Here is a 16,815-nt window from a genome sequence, read left to right as displayed (position 1 = left end):
TATCGGTCGTCATAGCTTCCTCTCTTTCACCTCGCGTGCGCACCGTCGGGTGCACCGCGCTTTCGTTTGCGGCGTTTGAACTGTACCGCGCATTTTCGCTCATGTCCGATAATCGCCGTTTATTTTAACATAATCGTAAGTTAAGTCGCATCCCCACGCGCGGCCTTCGGCTTTTCCGTCTTGCAGTTCGACGAGGATTTCGACTTCTTTTTCACCGAGTATTTTTTTTGCGAGCGCTTCGTCGAAGTTTAAGGGAACGCCGTTTTCAAATACGGCGATCTTTCGGCTGCCCCCCGCTTCGCCGCCCGCCGCATCACATTCGCGCGGATTCGATGAGGATTTTGCGCCGGGCGCGCTCGAAAAATATACCGACGTTTTTTCCGCCGTAAATTCCGCGCCCGAATAGCCGAGCGCGCACAAAACCCGCCCCCAATTCGCATCGCGGCCGAACATCGCAGCTTTTACGAGATTCGATGAAATCACGCTCTTTGCGAGCGTGCGCGCCGTATCGACATCTTTTGCGCCTGTAACCGTGCATTCGATGAGCCGGCTCGCCCCTTCGCCGTCGGCTGCAATCTTTTTTGCCATAACCGTGTTCAATGCGGTGAGCGCCGAATAAAATACGTCGTAATCGCCGCCCTCCCGTTCGATCGGAGCGTTGCCCGCCATACCGTTTGCCAAAATCGCAAGCGTGTCGTTCGTACTCGTGTCTCCGTCGACGGACACGCAATTATACGTTGCGTTCGCGCTTTCGAAAAGCGCTTTATGAAGCATCGCTTGAGAGACGGCGCAGTCGGTCGTGATAAAGCCGAGCATCGTTCCCATATTGATATGAATCATGCCGCTGCCTTTACACATGGCGCCGATCGTCACCGTTTTTCCGCCGAGTGTAAATTGTACGGCACATTCTTTATACTGCGTGTCGGTCGTCATAATCGCTTCGCGCGCCTTTTCGTGATTTTTTTTCGAAAGACCGTTTTTCAGCTCATCGATTTTCGCTTCGATTTTTTCGACGGGAAGCTGCCTGCCGATAACGCCGGTCGAACACACGATCACGTCGCGCACCTCAATGCCGAGCGCATTTGCGGCGGCTGAAGCCATGCACTGCGCGGCTCTCGCACCCTGATCGCCCGTGCACGCGTTCGCGTTTCCGCTGTTTGCGATCACCGCCTGCGCAAACCCCGAAGCGATATGTTCTTTTGTTAATTTTACACATTCGGCCTGCACGCGGTTTTGCGTAAAAACGGCGGCGGCAGTGCAGCGCGTTTCGGAAAAGATAAGCGCCGTATCGGGAGTTTTGCGGCTCGCTTTTATGCCGCACAAAACGCCGTTTGCCGTAAAACCCTGCGGAGCGGTCACTCCGCCGTCGACAAAACACATATCGCTCGGTTGGTTTGATTGCATATTTATACACTCCTAGTACATAAATATACAATCAGTATAGCACCGCGCAGCGATTAGAGCAAGCGTTTTTTTATACGTTTTATTGGATGAATGTGCGAGATTTATTCGTGCGGAGGCTTTAATACCCCGGCGCCTTGCGTCGTAATAAAGGGTATTAAAGCCGACTGCAACCACCTTATGAGAACAACATACCCCGATGCTCTGCGTCGGGGTATGTTGATTCAACGGCCTTTTGTGCCGCAAGCTGCGCGTGAATTTTCGCGGTATCGAAAACGGGAATATCCGAATCTTCCTGCGAAATAAGCAAGCCTATTTCGGTGCAGCCGAGGATAACGGCTTCGGCTCCGCGCGATTTCAAATCGGCTATGATATGGAGATACTCTTTTTTCGATTTTTCGGAAACGATGCCGAGACACAGTTCATCGTAGATGACCGCATTGACCTGCTCGATTTGCGCCGGCTCGGGAACAAGCACATCCAAACCTTTTTCAGCGATGCGGTCTTTATAAAAATCCTGCGTAAGGGTGTATTTCGTGCCGAGAAGGCCGGTTCGTTTTATTCCGTTTCGAATCAGCGCTTCCGCCGTCGCGTCGGCGATATGCAAAATCGGAACGGAAATACGCGCTTGAATCGCGGGAGCTGTTTTGTGCATCGTATTGGTACAGATGACAATAAAATTCGCGCCCGCTTTTTCAAGCGACGCAGCGGCTTCGGCAAGTATTCGACCGCTTTTTTCCCAATCCCCGTTCGCCTGACACGCTTCGATTTCCGCAAAGTCGACGCTGTACATGACGATTTTTGCCGAATGGAGGCCTCCGAGTTTTTCTTTGACGGTTTCGTTGATTATACGGTAATACGTTACCGTACTTTCCCAACTCATTCCGCCCAATAATCCGATCGTTTTCATTGTATCTCCCGCAGCGATTTTATTAATAGAATGTGTGCCCGACCAAACAATACGGCACTCTTATGGAAACCGTATAATCAACACCCCCGACGCAAGCGTCGGGGTATTAAACCCTCCGCACGAATAAAATATCACGATAACGAGCACATGTCCATCGACAAGTTTTACGACAGGGTACGTAAAAACGAGCACCGGCGAAGAATGCCGGAAAGCGCACTTGCGGGCAAGGGAAAACACATTATGCGTTGTGAAAAATTATTAAAAGGTTCAATTTCGAGTTTTTTAAAACTCGAAATTTTCCATCAGTTTCGTGTAATACCGGAATGGCGAGTTTTGAAAAACGAATAAAAATGTGCGAAGGCGAGGTTCCGGCTGCGTGCCGTTTCGAGCGTTAGGCTTGCGGAAGCCTGCTCTAAAAGCTCGACCGCGGCTAAGCGGACGGGTTCTCGCCGAAAGCATAGCTTTATTCACGCATACTTTCAAAACTCGACATTCGACCTAAAAAATATATTTATTGTACGCGATCCGCGTACGCCCGCGTGGAGCACCGCGAAGCGTCCGCGCGAGAGCGCGGATGAGGGTTACCGAAGTGCGGAAGGCGGGTTCTTCCGATAAGCTCCGTCCGAAAAAAGAATGTATTTATTATAATAAAAAAGCGTCGGCTTCCCTTTCAGCTGCCGGCGCCCTTTCTGCATAGCGTTCTTTAATCCGAAGATTTACTCGCCGTACGATTTTAATGAAGTTTTTTGTGGCAAAACCAGAAGTCGTAGCCGTCGTATTCGGAAAGGCGCTTGTCGGCTTCGGCTTTGCTTCCCGGCGGCGGAATGATGACGCTGTCGCCGATCAAACCGTTTTCAGGCCAATCGGCAGGCATCGCGACACCGTTCGCATCGGAAATCTGGAGCACTTTGACGGCGCGCAAAACTTCTTTCATATTGCGGCCGACTTCCTGCGGATAATAGAGGACGAGGCGCACTTTGCCGTTGGGATCGCCGATAAAGACCGCGCGCACGGTGTTCGTGCCTTTTCCGGGATGCAGGAGTCCGAGTTTATTCGCAACCGTATCGTTCGCCGCGATGACGGGGAAGGTGATTTCGATTCCGAGTTTTTCTTTGATCCATTCGATCCACTTCAGATGGCTTTGCAGCTGATCGATTGAAAGGCCGATCAATTTGACGCCGAGCTTTTCAAACTCGGGAACGAGCTTTTGAAACGCGGCAAATTCGGTCGTGCAGACGGGTGTAAAATCGGCGGGGTGGCTGAACAGCACAAACCAGCTGCCTTTCAAATCGCCGGGAATATTCATTTTGCCCAGCGTCGTCGTTACGCTCAATTCGGGAAAATCATCGCCCAAGAGGGGCATGTGCATTGTCGTTTGTTCCATAAAATCTCCTAAAATTATGATAATATAAATTAAAGTAATTATATAATTGTAATAATTACATAAATGAAATATAGGCTATAAATTGAGTTTTGTCAAGAGGGAAAAGTGAAAAAAATGGAAGAGAATACGACAGCACTGAATGGGCGCAGTGTCGAATTTTGTCATAAAAATAATTATCATTGCATTATAACTAAAGGCGGTACCGGCCGCACAAAATAAAAACTCCGAAATTGCAACATTTCCGCGATATATATACGGAGGTATTTCATGCCAAAATACAATCGCCGGTATAAAGACTCGGTCTTTGTCGATCTCTTCGGAGAAGACAAAAATGCGAAAGAAAAGTTCCTTTCGCTCTACAATGCGCTTCACGGCACAACGTTTGATGCGGCTACAAAACTCGAACCGCTTCGTCTCGAACAGGTCATGTACATGGCATTTTGCAACGATGTCGCCTGCCTCGTCGACGGTAAAATCATCATACTTGCGGAGCACCAGTCTACAATCAACGCAAATATGCCGCTAAGATTTTTGCAGTACGTTGTACGCCTCTACGAGCGCATCCAAAACCCGCGCGACCGCTATCTGAGGCGTCTGAAAAAGATTCCGACACCTGAGTTTTACGTGTTCTACAACGGCGAAGAAGAGTATCCCGAACGGGTGACATTAAAACTGTCAGATGCTTTCGTACAGCCTGCAAAACCGAGCCTCGAACTCGTTGTCAGCGTGATAAATATCAATTATAATAAAAGCAGTAAATTGCTGAGTGCCTGTAAACCGCTGAAAGAGTACACGCTGTTCGTAGAAACCGTGCGGAAACATACGAAGCTCGACAGCGAAAACGGTTTTAAGAACGCGATCAAAGAATGCATACAAAACGACATCCTGCGGGAATACTTGCAAAGAAAAAGCAGGGAGGTGGTGAATATGTTAATTGCCGAATACGATTACGACGTGGACATCGCCGTACAGCGAGAAGAAGAGCGGGAAATCGCATTGAAAGAAGGCGAAGCACAAGGATTTTCCGCCGGTGCGCATCAAAAAGCGCTCGAAGATGCACGGAACTTCAAGCGGCTCGGTGTTTCCGTAAGTATTATCACGGAAGCTACCGGTCTCTCAAAAGAAGAAGTCGAAAAACTGTAAGCCGACTGTAACCACTTTATGAGAACATACAGTGCGAAATGTTGAGCACTGTACCCGATGCTTTGCGTCGGGGTTGTTGATTAAGCAATATTATTGATATCCATATTTCTAAATAAGGCGGCGCGTTTTTCAAATACGCGCGGCAGCCGCGGCCGGCGGCCGTCAACCGAGCGCTTCCCGTATCATATAACAGGCGCCGAACAAAACGACGCGGTCGTTCATAATCGAATAGCGTACCGACTCGTCGTCTATCGGCTGGATGGAATACGCGCGCAAAGTCCGCATCAGAGCTTCGTGAAAATAGCGTTTTGATTTTGTGACGCCGCCGCCCAAAACGAAAACGTCGGGATCGAAAAGGTTGAAGATATGAGCGATGCCGAAGCCGAGCAGTTCCCCTTCTTTTTCGAACAGTGACAGCGCATACTCATCGTTTTCGGCTGCAGCCCGGTCGAGGATTTTTCCGTTGACTGCGTTTTCATCGTATTCGGCAAATTCGAAAACGCGGCTCCGTATACCCTTGCGCATATCTTCTCTCATGATCCGATTCATCGCGCTCCCCGATGCATACAGTTCAAAGCATCCTCTGCTGCCGCAGGGACAGGGTAGGCCGTTCTTGTCGATAGAAACGTGTCCCACTTCTCCGGCACCGTCGTGTTTGCCGTGATGGATTTTTCCTCCGATAACAAGCCCGCCGCCGCAGCCGGTGCTCACGGTCATATAGGCGACGTTTTGCAGTCCCTTTGCGACGCCGCAGCGCTGTTCGGCGAACGCACCCAAGTTGCCGTCGTTATCGATCAAGACATCCGTATGAAAATCGTTTTTTAATCGAGCGACGATCGGAAAATTTTTCCAACCCATCAGCGGCGCATGGATAATGATACCGCGCTTCGAATCGAGCGGGCCGGGACTTCCGACGCCGATGCCGCGGACGTCGTTTACGGACAGTGAAAAATGTTCGAGTACCGTTTCCAAAACGTTTTTCGTATTTTGATAGACGGCTTCTTCGCCCTTAAACGTTTGGGACGGAGCGGTGTATACATAGTCGTCTACGAGTTCGCAGTTTTCGGTAAACAGCGCGCCCGACGTTTTCGTACCGCCGATATCGAGTGCAAGAAAATACGCGCTCATAAGCTTACGCGTTCTTTTTCTTCTGCGCCATATCGAGGATGACGGCGAGCAGGATGATCGAGCCGATAACGACTTTTTGCCAATACGACGAAATGTGCAGCAGGTTCATGCCGTTGTTGATGACGGCGATGATGGCAACTCCGAACATGGCGCGTCCGACGGAACCGCTGCCTCCGGTTAGACTCGTACCGCCCAACACGGTCGATGCGATCGCATACATTTCGTAGCCTTCGCACGCGGCCGGCTGACCGTTTTGCAGTTTGGAGGCGACGAGTACGCCGCCGAGCGCCGCCGTGACGGAACACAGGATATAGCCTGTCAGCGTTACCCGCGCGATATTGATGCCGCTCAAATGCGCGACGTTCACGTTCGAGCCGACGGCATAGACGTGGCGGCCGAAAACGGTTTTCGACAACAGCAAGTGAAAGATGACGACGACGACAATCGTAAAAATCGAAACGATAGGGATGATACCGTTCGGGTTGCCGATCGATTTAAACAACCGCCCCGCGCCGAGCCACGAAAAAGACGCTGGCAAACCGAACACAGCGACTCCTCCGGTGATGATGTATGTAATACCGCGCGCAATCGTCATCATCGCAAGGGTTGCGATCATCGGCACGACTTTGAATCTCGTTATCATGATGCCGTTGAATGTGCCGCAAACACCGCCGATAACGATCGCCGAACCGAGCAGAACGATGACACCCGAAGCGGTGTTCAAGTTCGGAATCCGCAGACCTATCATCGCAGCGCATACGCCGGCGAGAGCGGCGACGGAACCGACGGAAATATCAATACCGCCTAAGATGATGACATAGGTTAGACCCGTCGCAAGCAGCGCGTTGATTGACATCTGCGACGTTAAGTTAAATATGTTTTTCGACGTCAAAAACGTTTTATTCAACAGACCGAACACCGTACACATAAAAATCAAAAATATAAAAACGATATTCTTTTTTATCCACGATTGCACTTTGACCTTATCCATCTTTTGCCCCTTATTAAAAACTTTGTATTGCAGCCGATACGTCTGTACGGTTTTTTATGCGGTTTGCATACCGCCTTTTACGCTCGCAAAAGTCATGATCTTTTCTTCCGTCGCTTCCGTATAATCGAGTTCGCCGCTCACATGCCCCTCGCACATCACCAAGATTCTGTCGCTGATGCCGATGATCTCCGGCAGCTCTGAAGAAACCATGATGATCGCGCCGCCCTGCGCAACGAATTCGTTCATCAAGCCGTAGAATTCCGACTTCGCGTTTACGTCGATGCCGCGCGTCGGTTCGTCGAGAATAAGAATTTTCGAATTGGCAAGCAGCCATTTTGCCAAAATGACTTTTTGCTGATTGCCGCCGGAGAGCGTCGATATGACCGTATGAATGCCGGGTGTTTTGACGGCAAGTTTGTCGACGTATTTTTTACTCGATTCCGTTTCCCACTTCAAATCGAGGATGCCGAATTTTTTGTGGTGCGCGGGCAAACTCGGCAGCACCGTGTTGTCCTTTATCATCGCGTTGAGCATCAAACCCGTCCTGCGGCGGTCTTCGGTAACCATGCCGATCTTCGCATCGATCGCCTGTTTCGGCGAAGTAAACGCGCACTCTTTTCCTTCGACGAATATTTTCCCCGATGTAGGTTTTCGCGCGCCGAAAATCGTTTCCATCACTTCAGTACGCCCCGCGCCGATAAGCCCCGAAATGCCGAGTATCTCTCCGGCATGCACGGTAAACGAAATATCGGAAAACTCTCCGTCGCGCGACAAGTGTTCGATCCTCAAAAGTTCTTTTCCCGGCGTATGCTTTTGCCGGTTGTAGTAATCTTTCATTTCGCGCCCGACCATACTCGTCACGAGCGTTTTTTCATCGACGTCTTTCATCGAAAACGTGTTTACTTTGCAGCCGTCGCGCAGGACGGTTACGCGGTCGGCGATTTCAAACAGCTCTTTCAGGCGGTGCGTTATATATATGATCGCGATATTGTTTTTTTGCAGAATCCGTATCTGCTTAAATAGCGCGTTGATTTCGTGTTCGGAAAGCGATGAAGTCGGTTCATCCATGATGACGACTTGCGCATTTTTTGAAATGACTTTTGCTATTTCGACCATCTGCTGCTGTGCGGCGGTCAAATGCCGGGCGACTGCCGTCGAGCGGATATCGACTTCCATAAAATCGAGGATGGCTTGCGCATCGGCTTCCATTTTTTTCCTGTCGAGAAAAAAACCGTTTTGTATCCGCGGTTCGCAGCCGAGATAGATATTTTCGGCGACGGTTAAATCGTTTGCGATGCTCAGTTCCTGATGTATGACGACGATGCCCCGATCGAGCGCTTGGCGCGGATTGTGAAAGCGGCACGCTTTGCCGTCGAGCAAAACGGAACCGGAGGTCGGCGCGTATACGCCGGAAATTATCTTTATCAGTGTCGATTTTCCCGCTCCGTTTTCGCCGAGCAGCGCGTGAACTTCGCCTTTATTAAAATCGATCGAAATATCGGTCAGGGCTTTAACACCGGCAAATTCTTTCGAAATGTTTTTTACCTGTAAAAAAGGCGCCATACATTTTCTCCCTTGCAAGCCGGACGGATCGCATTCGTCCGGCTTTGCAAAAAAATCAATATTCCGCTATACGGTTATGATATGCGAGAACGCACACGTTCCCTTATTTACCGACATTTTCTTTGGTAATGATATACGGAGCGATCATGATAACCGGCTGATCGACTTTGCCCGTCGTCAAATACTTCGTAATCTGTTTCGTTATTTCGGAACCGATTTTTTCGGGATTTTGCGCAATTTCGGACACCCAGAATTTTCCGTTGGTCGCATCGCGGATCGCGTCTTTCGCTTCGGGATTTCCGTCGAATCCGATGATCTTCGTCGAAGCACCGGCAACTTTGATTGCGGCAAGCGCGCCCGCAGCGGCAGGATCGCCGACGCAGAACACGACCGCCAAATCGGGATTCGCCGTCAAAGCGTCCGTCATCAGCTGTTCCGCTTTCGACGCATCGCCGGCGTAATTTCCGATTTCAACGATTTTAAGTTTTTTATCCGAAGCTTTGACGATTTCTTCCCAGCCCTTTCGCCGATCGATGCACGACTGCGGTTCGTCGAAATTGATAAGGCCGACTTTATCGCCCTTGTTCGCAAGGCGCACCGTTTCTTTGCCGCCGAGCCGTCCGCCTTCGACGTTGTCGGTACCGACAAAACATTTGATGACTTTCGTCGTCCGGCTTGTGCAGTCGAACGTAAATACCGGCACTCCGTCTTTATCGGCCGCTTCCATCGCCGGCGTCGTTCCGCCCGGATCGTTGCACGAAAGCGCGATCGCTTTGCAGCCTTCGGCGACGAGATTGTTGATGTGATCCGACGTAACGTTTCCGTCCAATTCGCCGTCGAGGACGATCGCATTGATACCCTGCGCCTGAGCTTCGGCTTTTATACCTTTTTCGATCAGGGTATAAAAAACGTGCTGGCGAGAACCGACGATAAACCCTACCTTTTGCTTATCGCTGCCGCCTGATGCAAAGACAGAGGAAGAGGCAAGGGTTAATCCTAAAAGAACAAAAAAAACTTTTACTGCGTTTTTCATATTCTTTCCTCCTGAAAATAATCTGGGGATAACATACGTTATCCGCCTATAAATTCGGCACCGCTGCCGATTTATCACCGTTCATCAAAGCCGCTGTACCGCTGCGCGCGGAAACAGCTCGTCGAAATCTTTTTTCAAACACAACTGCGTACCCGGCAGCATGATCGAAGCGCTCGCAGCAGCCGTCGCATAACGGAGATAGTCCTCTTCGGCGGCTCCGTCCGTGATCGCCGCGCACAGTCCCGCCACAAGGGAGTCGCCCGCGCCTTGGATCCCCGCTTCTTCGATATCCATCGCAGGAGCTTTAAACGCGCGATTTCCGCTCACGAGGATGCAGCCCTCTTTTCCGAGCGAAACGCACACATAGGCTATCCCCGCTTCGCTTATCTTTTTCGCTTCGGCGATGACCTCGTTTTCGCTTTCGATTTTTTTTGCCGCGATAGTCTGCAATTCGTCGATATTCGGTTTTATTAAAAAGGGTTTTTCGCGTATCCCTTCGAGCAAAAATTCTTTCGACGCATCAAGGATAACGCGCACTCCCGCATCGCCGCACTTTCGTATAAGCTCCGCGTATATCGTTTTCGGAAAGCCCGGCGGAACGCTGCCGCTCAGCACGACAAGGGATGACGACGCAACGGCGCTTTCGATTTTTTTCATAACCGCCCGCACGGTTTCTTCGGCGGCGACGCTTCCTTTTTCGTTGAACTCGGTCATCGTTTTTGCGCTTTCGTCGAATATCTTTATGTTTTCCCGAACGCTGCCCGGCACTTCGACAAAATCGCTTCGGAGTTTTTCGTCGGCAAAAAATTTATTAAAATCCTCTTTGCCTTTCGAATACATGAGTCCCATGCATACAGTATCGTAGCCCAAGTGATTTAAGACGGTACTCACGTTGATTCCCTTGCCCGACGTATCCCGCTGAACGGACAGCACCGCATTCGTTCCGCCGTATTCGAATCGTGCGATGTTCACCGTTCTGTCGTAACACGGATTTAAGGTAACTGTGATAATCGGTTTACGCTGCATAGTTTTGTATCCACTCGCTCATCGCTTGAAAAATTATCCGAACGGACACGGCGCCCGGATCCTGTAAGCCTATCGATTTGTCGCCGTAATATTTTGCGCGGCCGAATTTCGCTCGAACGGTTTTCGTGTATTCGGCACCCGCTTCCGCTTTTTGTGCCGCAAGCGCAAATCCGTCGGCGAGGCTCCGCCGTTTTGCCGCCGCTTCTTCCAATCCGCAGACGGCGGGTTCGAACGCGTCGATCATCGTTTTGTCGCCGACCTTCGCTTTGCCTCGCTTTTTGAGCGCGTCGAGCGACTTTCTGAAAATTTCTGCAAAATCGCAGAGATCGAGCGTTTCGTGTTTTTCGCGATCGACAATCCCGCTGATGAACATCGTGCCGAACAACACGCCCGAGGCGCCGCCCATCGTATCGATCAAAATCAAACCTACGGAGGAAACGACGTCTTCCGCGCTCTCGCATTTTTTTTGCGGCAGCTCTTTGATGACGTACGAAAAACCGAGCGCCATGCCCGTGCCGTGATCACCGTCGCCGATGACCGAATCGATTTCCGTCAAATACGGTTCGCTGTCCACGATCTTTTGCGCCGTAAAGAGGAACATCTTTTTGAGATCGGCCGCGTTCAAATCGTTTTTCATATTACCGGCTCCGTGCAAATGCTTTATAAAACGGCGAACAGGCAGGCATCGCATACAGCGCTTTCAACTCGTCGTCGAGTTTTAAAATACTCACCGAAAAACCGCCCGTCCCCTGCGGGCAAAACAATTCGTCGATGAATATATCGTATATGCGCACGCCGTGCTCGTCCAAAAGCCGCTTGATCGCCCGCCCCGCAATGCACAATTCAAGGCGCGACGTAAAACCGAAACCGTTGACCATCACCGCAACTTCATCGCCAGCTTCGATTTCACCCGTAAGGTACGACATCAGCGTACGAGCGGCTTCGTCGGCCGTCGGAAGCGGCGTCTGCAGCACGGGAGATTCCCCGTTGAATCCCATGCCGTACGCGACTTCTCCGTCGGGCAAATCGCACATCGCTTTGCCGGTCGAAGGCATATAGCCCGGGGACGTCGTTAAACTGCACGTCGACAGATTGCGTACCGCTTTTTCGGCAACGCGGTACACATCGTCGAGCGGCGCGCCGCTTTCGGAAGCCGCACCCGCGATCTTTACCGCAAGCGCGACTCCGGCAACGCCGCGCCTTTCATCCCGCTTTTCTTTCGGAGCCGTCGTCACGTCGTCGCAGACAAACACGCACTTCGCATCGATACCCTCCATGCCGGCAAGTTCGCGGACGAGTTCGAAATTGAGCACGTCGCCTGCGTGATTCGTCGCAACGTACACGATACCTTTCGCATTCGGCACGCAGCGCGACACCGCCAAAACCGCATTTGCCGCAGGAGCCGTATACACTTGACCGAGCGCCGCACCGTCCGCAAGACCCGGCCCGACGTAGCCGATGATCCACGGTTCGTTGCCGCTGCCGCCGCCCGTGACGACGGAAACTTTATCTTTGCGCTCTTTTACGGTCAATCCCAAATAGCGGCCGGAATTGTCGGGTATCTTTTCGTACAAACCCGGGTACACGGCAAGATATCCGTCGAGCATTTCCGAAATCATATCTTCCGGCTTATTGATAAGCTTATTCATGTTTCCCCGTTTCGACAACGACGACGTCCAAACCGATCGCTTTGCATCGCTTTGCAAACGATGAGGAAATCCCGTCGTCGGTGATCAGCAATTCGAATCTGCCGAGCGGACAAATTTTCGCCATCGACGTGGAATCGAATTTCGACGAATCACACAGCAAAATGGCCCGTTTGGCGGAATCGACCATCTTTTTTTTAATCGTCGCTTCGAATAAATTCGGCGTCGAAATTCCGTCTTCGATGCTCACCGCGTTCGCTCCGATAAACGAAATATCGTAGCACAGCGATGTGATGATATCTTCCGTAATGGAGCCGACGCACGACATCATTTTGTTGCGTACGCAGCCGCCGGCGAACACGAGTTCGATATCGGGACGGCGCAGCAGTTCGTTGATAATTTTAAATGAATTCGTCACGACGATGATGCCGCGCCTCGTACCCCGGCAAATGCAGCGCGCAAGTTCAAACGTCGTAGAACCCGCGTCCAAAAACACCGTCTGCGAATCCTGAATCATCTCGTATGCGCGCTCTGCGATCGCGCGTTTTTGTGCGCTGTTGAGCTGCTCCTTTTCGATTTCCGTATACTCGAGAACGAGCGAAGAAAGACTCACCGCGCCGCCCCTCGTCCGTCTGATCACGCCTTTTTTGTCGAGGGCTGCGAGTTCTTTGCGCACCGTCACTTCGGAAACCTGTACCAAATCTTTGATTTCGGAAACGGATGCGGATTTCTTTTTGTTTACAAACTCGACGATCTTTGTAAGTCTTTCTTCGTACAGCATGGTTTCATTTTTTTCCGATTGCTTTCGATTTCTTTCGTTAATGGAATGCTAGCACGAGAATTTCGATCTGTCAAATAAATTTTTTAATATTCAATTCATTGTATTATAAATAATTACACAAATATAACAAAAAATTATATTTAGACTGAATATCGATTGTATCGGGACGACAATAGAAGCGATATCGTTTATTCGAAATTCGCCTTCCCCGATACGCCGAGTCCGAACAACGCAAAATCGCCGCGGCAGGGATCGTCCGGCCAAATCCGTTTCAGCGCATCGGTCAGTTCGCGCGCAGTCTTTTCCGTTGCGGTGCTCCGTTCGGAGATGAGACCGAGCTTTTTCGCTTGGCGGAGCACGTGCGTGTCGAGCGGAATGAGCAGATCTGCAGGCGAAAACCACGTCCACAGTCCGGCATCGACGGGAGACCCCGTGCGCACCATCCAGCGCAAAAACATATTCGTACGTTTGTTCGCCGAAGCGCCTTTTCGCGGAACGGCGCGGCACTGCGGAAACCCGTCGGCGATAACGTATAAAAGCGCGGAAGAAGCGGAAACGGATTCGGCTTGACGGGTTTTGCGATTTGCGGCTTTTATGCCGATGCCGTTTACTCGGAAGATTTCCCGCCGAACGGCACATTCCGCTTCGTACGCTTTTTTTACATACGCACCGAACGATGAGTGCTTTTCCAATATGTTTTGCAGCGCGGCGAAAAGATCGCGCATATCGTCGTATGAAAAAAATCGATAAAATTTCCGAGTACCGCGCGGAAAATCGCTTTGCCACGAGCCGCTTCGTATCCACTGCGCAGGATGCTTTCCGGCAAGCACAAAAATCGTCTGCACTTTTTGCAAAAACTGTTCGCGCTTTCCGAAGGACAGCATTGCCGTGATAAACGCGGCGACTTCCACATCTCGCGCGGAACGGTACTGCCGCACTATGCGGCTCGGATCGCCTGCGGAAAATTCGCGGGTTTCGTATGTGTCCGCCAGTTCGCGCAAAAGTTTTTTTATTCGAGCGGAAACTTCAATACTTCGCTGCCGCTTGAAACTTCGCTGCGAGTCTGCGGCAAGATTGTGTATTTCGGAAGCGATTTTTACATTTGCCATCGGTGCGATTATAATTTTTTTTCCGCTTTTACAAAAGCCGGTAAAAGCAGCAGGGATTGAAGGAGCGGCGGAGCCGTTCCGAAGGAATGGAGCCGAAAGGCGGAACTCCGAAAAGCCCGGTTTTTTCGATGCAATCGAAAAAAGCCGCCCCTGCCGCATACATCCGACTGCCGCATAATTTTAAAAAACGATATTTTAAACTTGCTTTTTCGTTCCATATTTGTTATCTTTTCATACATGAAACATTTAAAATCTTTTTTAATCGCATCGGCGATTGCGATCGCCGCAGCATCTCCGATCTTTGCGCAAAGCGTCAAAGAAGGCAAAACGGCTCCCGATTTTTCGCTCACGCTCTCGACGGGACAACAGGTAAAGCTCTCCGACTACAAAGGAAAAGCGGTGTTGCTTCATTTTTGGGCGACGTGGTGCGGACCCTGCCGCGTCGAATTGCCTGAAATGAACGCATTCGCTTCAAAACTCGACTCGTCTTCGCGCATCGCATTCCTTGCAGTGTGCATTTCCGACACGGAAAAATCGCAGAGTGCTTTTATGAAAAAGAATAATTATACGTTTCCCGGCGGTCTCGACAAAGACGGTTCCATCGCAGGTTCGTATTTTATTCAAGGTATTCCGACGAGCATATTGATTTCGCCGGACGGAAAAATCGAAAAAATCCGCGTCGGTGCGATGTCCCCCGCGGAATTACAGCGTTTTGTCGGAAAATATGCAAACTGAAAAAAAGCTTTCCGTAAAAGACGGCCGCTCCGAAAAAAAACATACGCTGCTGTGCATCGCTCTGATAGCCGCGGCGGTCGTATTTATTACCGTCGGCGTTTTTCGCGGAGACAACGATTCGATTTTCCGCAAAGCCGTTTTTATCTGCATGGAGTGTATCGGCATTGGATAAAAAACAGACGAGACGCAGAAAGGCGATTCAATTTATCGCGATGCTTATATACAACGCGGATGTCAAACGCTGGTTTTCAGGCGGCATTTCGCATTCGCCGTTGAAAACCGTATGCGTACCCGGTTTAAACTGCTATTCGTGCCCCGGCGCGATCGCAGCCTGTCCGCTCGGGTCCCTGCAAAACACGCTTGCAAACGGACAACTGCCGTTTTTTATTACCGGCTTTTTTTTGCTCATCGGAACGCTTTTCGGGCGCGTCGTGTGCGGATTTATCTGCCCCGCAGGATTGGTGCAGGAACTGTTGTATAAAATCCCGTCAAAAAAAATAAAAAAGACAAAACGAACGTTCGCGCTTACGAGAAAGCTCTCGCTTTTCAAATACGCGCTTTTGCTCGTTTTGTGCATTGCGCTGCCGCTCGCGTTTTATTTTAAAGACGGACTCGGCGCGCCTTTTTTTTGCAAACTCGTGTGCCCCGCGGGAACGGTCGGAGCCGGCGCACCGCTCGTTTTGCTGAACGAACAGCTTCGAAGCGCGGCCGGCATGCTTTTTACGTGGAAAGCTGCAGTCGCCGCCGTATTTATCGCGTGGTCGGTTTTTATGTTCCGCCCCTTTTGCAGATTTTTTTGTCCGCTCGGCGCCGTCTATTCTTTTTTTAATAAATTCGCGATTTTCGGAATCCGCGTAGACGAATCGAAATGCGTACACTGCAACGCATGCGTCGCTTCGTGCAAAATGGATACGTGCACAGTAAACGACCGCGAATGCATCCGCTGCGGGGAATGCCGCACACGGTGCAGGTACGGCGCATTGAAATAGGCGGCGCTAATTGCGCGGCAAACGAATGCGGCGGATATGCCGATCAAAATCCGAAGAAAGCAACCGAGCGGCGAGTGGATACGCCGTTCGGTTGCGTTAATCGCGCCGCGTAATGACGGCGGTAACACACGTGTCGTTCCACTTTTCGCCGTTATACACGTCTTTAATCGTAAAGCTCACTTTGGAAACTTTCGCAGGAAAATCGATCTCCGCAAAATGCACGAAATCTTCAAATCGATATTCAAATTCGAACGGATTGCCTTCATCGAGCGATGCGATAACGGCGGTTTTGACGCGGTTGTTCGCTTTGTAAAGATAGCGCTTTTCCAAATCGACGTATCCGTTCAAAACGACGATATTATCTTTCGGTTCGGCAAATTCGATCGTAAGCGATTCTCCGATACCGGCAGCATCTTTTTCCTTTCCCGGAACCCACGGATTGCGGAGAAGGAAATGTGTAGTATCGATATCACAAAAATGAAAAATCATATTCAAATATTGTGCTTCATATGATATCTTTGTTCCATTCCTTAATGTTTCTGTGTAATATGATGATGCATTTATATTTGCAATTGAAAATGATGGAATGCTGTTTATACTTTCTTTTGCATCAGGTATAAAGCCTAGAATCTGCTGTAGAAATACATTAAAATTTTTTGGAATCTTTTCATACATCATTGCGCCGAACGGATAGCTTTGTTTTGATGCATCGGAATATCCAAAAGTACAAAAAAATATGCTGCCGCCGATCATCAATACTTTTTGACGATCAAATAAAAAATATCTGAACCCGTAGTCATCCGTTTTTATATCATTAGAATACAGTTTTATTATCGCATCGTGATTAAACCAATCTTTGATTATGATAAAATCATCGCTTTTGGCGATCGCAACCTGTTCGGAGAAATGATAGCATTGGGAACATTTATCAAACTCAGCATTTAATTTCTCAATACTCGAATTTTCACTCGTCCAT

General features: G+C 50.0%; 18 protein-coding genes. 5 read left to right on the top strand and 13 right to left on the bottom strand.

All coding sequences use genetic code 11. The annotated features are described in order from the left end of the window. Nucleotides 1-99: 99 nt before the first annotated feature. Together argJ and IZU26_RS09985 are read right to left on the bottom strand one after the other, a co-directional pair. Nucleotides 100-1,404: a bifunctional glutamate N-acetyltransferase/amino-acid acetyltransferase ArgJ gene (gene argJ / locus IZU26_RS09990; protein ID WP_433278743.1), complete on the bottom strand. Its 1,305-nt coding sequence runs from the start codon at nt 1,402-1,404 to the stop codon at nt 100-102. A 175-nt stretch (nt 1,405-1,579) separates the two neighbouring features. Continuing rightward, a complete protein-coding gene (locus tag IZU26_RS09985) occupies nt 1,580-2,311 on the bottom strand; it encodes an aspartate/glutamate racemase family protein (protein ID WP_433278741.1) in 732 nt (243 codons plus the stop codon). Between the two features lie 574 nt (nt 2,312-2,885). On the opposite strand from IZU26_RS09985, the gene IZU26_RS09980 reads away from it, so the two are divergent. Continuing rightward, a complete protein-coding gene (locus IZU26_RS09980; protein ID WP_433278739.1) occupies nt 2,886-3,008 on the top strand; it encodes a hypothetical protein in 123 nt (40 codons plus the stop codon). Nucleotides 3,009-3,044: 36 nt separating this feature from the next. Here IZU26_RS09980 and IZU26_RS09975 read toward each other — a convergent pair whose 3' ends face one another. Further along, a complete protein-coding gene (locus tag IZU26_RS09975; protein ID WP_187385594.1) occupies nt 3,045-3,695 on the bottom strand; it encodes a peroxiredoxin in 651 nt (216 codons plus the stop codon). Nucleotides 3,696-3,962: 267 nt separating this feature from the next. Between IZU26_RS09975 and IZU26_RS09970 the strand changes: the two genes are divergently transcribed. Beyond that, a complete protein-coding gene (locus tag IZU26_RS09970; protein ID WP_433278737.1) occupies nt 3,963-4,838 on the top strand; it encodes an Rpn family recombination-promoting nuclease/putative transposase in 876 nt (291 codons plus the stop codon). A 162-nt stretch (nt 4,839-5,000) separates the two neighbouring features. On the opposite strand, the gene IZU26_RS09965 is transcribed toward IZU26_RS09970, so the two are convergent. The 9 genes from IZU26_RS09965 to IZU26_RS09925 form a co-directional block, all read right to left on the bottom strand. Then, the gene (locus IZU26_RS09965; RefSeq protein WP_205076284.1) at nt 5,001-5,966 is read right to left on the bottom strand and encodes an ROK family protein; all 966 of its coding nucleotides are present in this window, start codon (nt 5,964-5,966) and stop codon (nt 5,001-5,003) included. Between the two features lie 4 nt (nt 5,967-5,970). Continuing rightward, nucleotides 5,971-6,957 carry an ABC transporter permease gene (locus IZU26_RS09960; protein WP_433278735.1) on the bottom strand — a complete coding sequence of 329 codons (987 nt, stop codon included), beginning with the start codon at nt 6,955-6,957 and terminating at the stop codon, nt 5,971-5,973. Nucleotides 6,958-7,011: 54 nt separating this feature from the next. Continuing rightward, the gene (locus tag IZU26_RS09955) at nt 7,012-8,520 is read right to left on the bottom strand and encodes a sugar ABC transporter ATP-binding protein (RefSeq protein WP_433278733.1); all 1,509 of its coding nucleotides are present in this window, start codon (nt 8,518-8,520) and stop codon (nt 7,012-7,014) included. A 103-nt stretch (nt 8,521-8,623) separates the two neighbouring features. Then, nucleotides 8,624-9,553, bottom strand: a complete 930-nt coding sequence (locus tag IZU26_RS09950; protein WP_021331559.1) for a substrate-binding domain-containing protein — start codon at nt 9,551-9,553, stop codon at nt 8,624-8,626. Between the two features lie 84 nt (nt 9,554-9,637). After that, nucleotides 9,638-10,579 (bottom strand): 1-phosphofructokinase, encoded by a 942-nt coding sequence (gene pfkB / locus IZU26_RS09945; protein WP_021331564.1) that lies wholly within the window; start codon nt 10,577-10,579, stop codon nt 9,638-9,640. Continuing rightward, nucleotides 10,569-11,216, bottom strand: a complete 648-nt coding sequence (dhaL, locus tag IZU26_RS09940) for a dihydroxyacetone kinase subunit DhaL (protein WP_433278731.1) — start codon at nt 11,214-11,216, stop codon at nt 10,569-10,571. The genes pfkB and dhaL overlap by 11 nt, the downstream gene beginning before the upstream one ends. A gap of 1 nt (nt 11,217) precedes the next feature. Beyond that, nucleotides 11,218-12,228, bottom strand: coding sequence for a dihydroxyacetone kinase subunit DhaK (locus IZU26_RS09935; protein WP_433278729.1), 1,011 nt, complete (start codon nt 12,226-12,228; stop codon nt 11,218-11,220). Further along, nucleotides 12,221-13,006: a DeoR/GlpR family DNA-binding transcription regulator gene (locus IZU26_RS09930; RefSeq protein WP_433278727.1), complete on the bottom strand. Its 786-nt coding sequence runs from the start codon at nt 13,004-13,006 to the stop codon at nt 12,221-12,223. Before IZU26_RS09930 ends, IZU26_RS09935 begins: the two co-directional genes overlap by 8 nt. A gap of 188 nt (nt 13,007-13,194) precedes the next feature. Further along, a complete protein-coding gene (locus IZU26_RS09925; protein ID WP_433278725.1) occupies nt 13,195-14,115 on the bottom strand; it encodes a TIGR02757 family protein in 921 nt (306 codons plus the stop codon). 237 nt (nt 14,116-14,352) lie between these two features. Here IZU26_RS09925 and IZU26_RS09920 point away from each other — a divergent pair, with 237 nt between their 5' ends. Genes IZU26_RS09920 through IZU26_RS09910 form a run of 3 tightly spaced genes read left to right on the top strand, consistent with a single transcriptional unit; the run spans nt 14,353 to nt 15,839 of the window. Beyond that, nucleotides 14,353-14,850, top strand: coding sequence for a TlpA family protein disulfide reductase (locus tag IZU26_RS09920; protein WP_315325703.1), 498 nt, complete (start codon nt 14,353-14,355; stop codon nt 14,848-14,850). Beyond that, complete coding sequence (locus IZU26_RS09915; protein WP_433278723.1) at nt 14,840-15,022, top strand: CD1871A family CXXC motif-containing protein; 183 nt, start codon at nt 14,840-14,842, stop codon at nt 15,020-15,022. Before IZU26_RS09920 ends, IZU26_RS09915 begins: the two co-directional genes overlap by 11 nt. Continuing rightward, entirely contained in the window at nt 15,015-15,839 is an 825-nt protein-coding gene (locus IZU26_RS09910; protein WP_433278721.1) for a 4Fe-4S binding protein, read from the top strand. Before IZU26_RS09915 ends, IZU26_RS09910 begins: the two co-directional genes overlap by 8 nt. 96 nt (nt 15,840-15,935) lie before the next feature. Here IZU26_RS09910 and IZU26_RS09905 read toward each other — a convergent pair whose 3' ends face one another. Further along, the gene (locus IZU26_RS09905; protein ID WP_433278719.1) at nt 15,936-16,328 is read right to left on the bottom strand and encodes an NADase-type glycan-binding domain-containing protein; all 393 of its coding nucleotides are present in this window, start codon (nt 16,326-16,328) and stop codon (nt 15,936-15,938) included. Between the last annotated feature and the right edge of the window lie 487 nt (nt 16,329-16,815).

It is taken from the genome of Treponema sp. SP13, from assembly GCF_050938355.1.
Taxonomy (GTDB): domain Bacteria; phylum Spirochaetota; class Spirochaetia; order Treponematales; family Treponemataceae; genus Treponema_D; species Treponema_D socranskii.
Note: the sequence above shows the minus strand (reverse complement) of the source record. Positions and strands in the feature narration are given on the sequence as shown.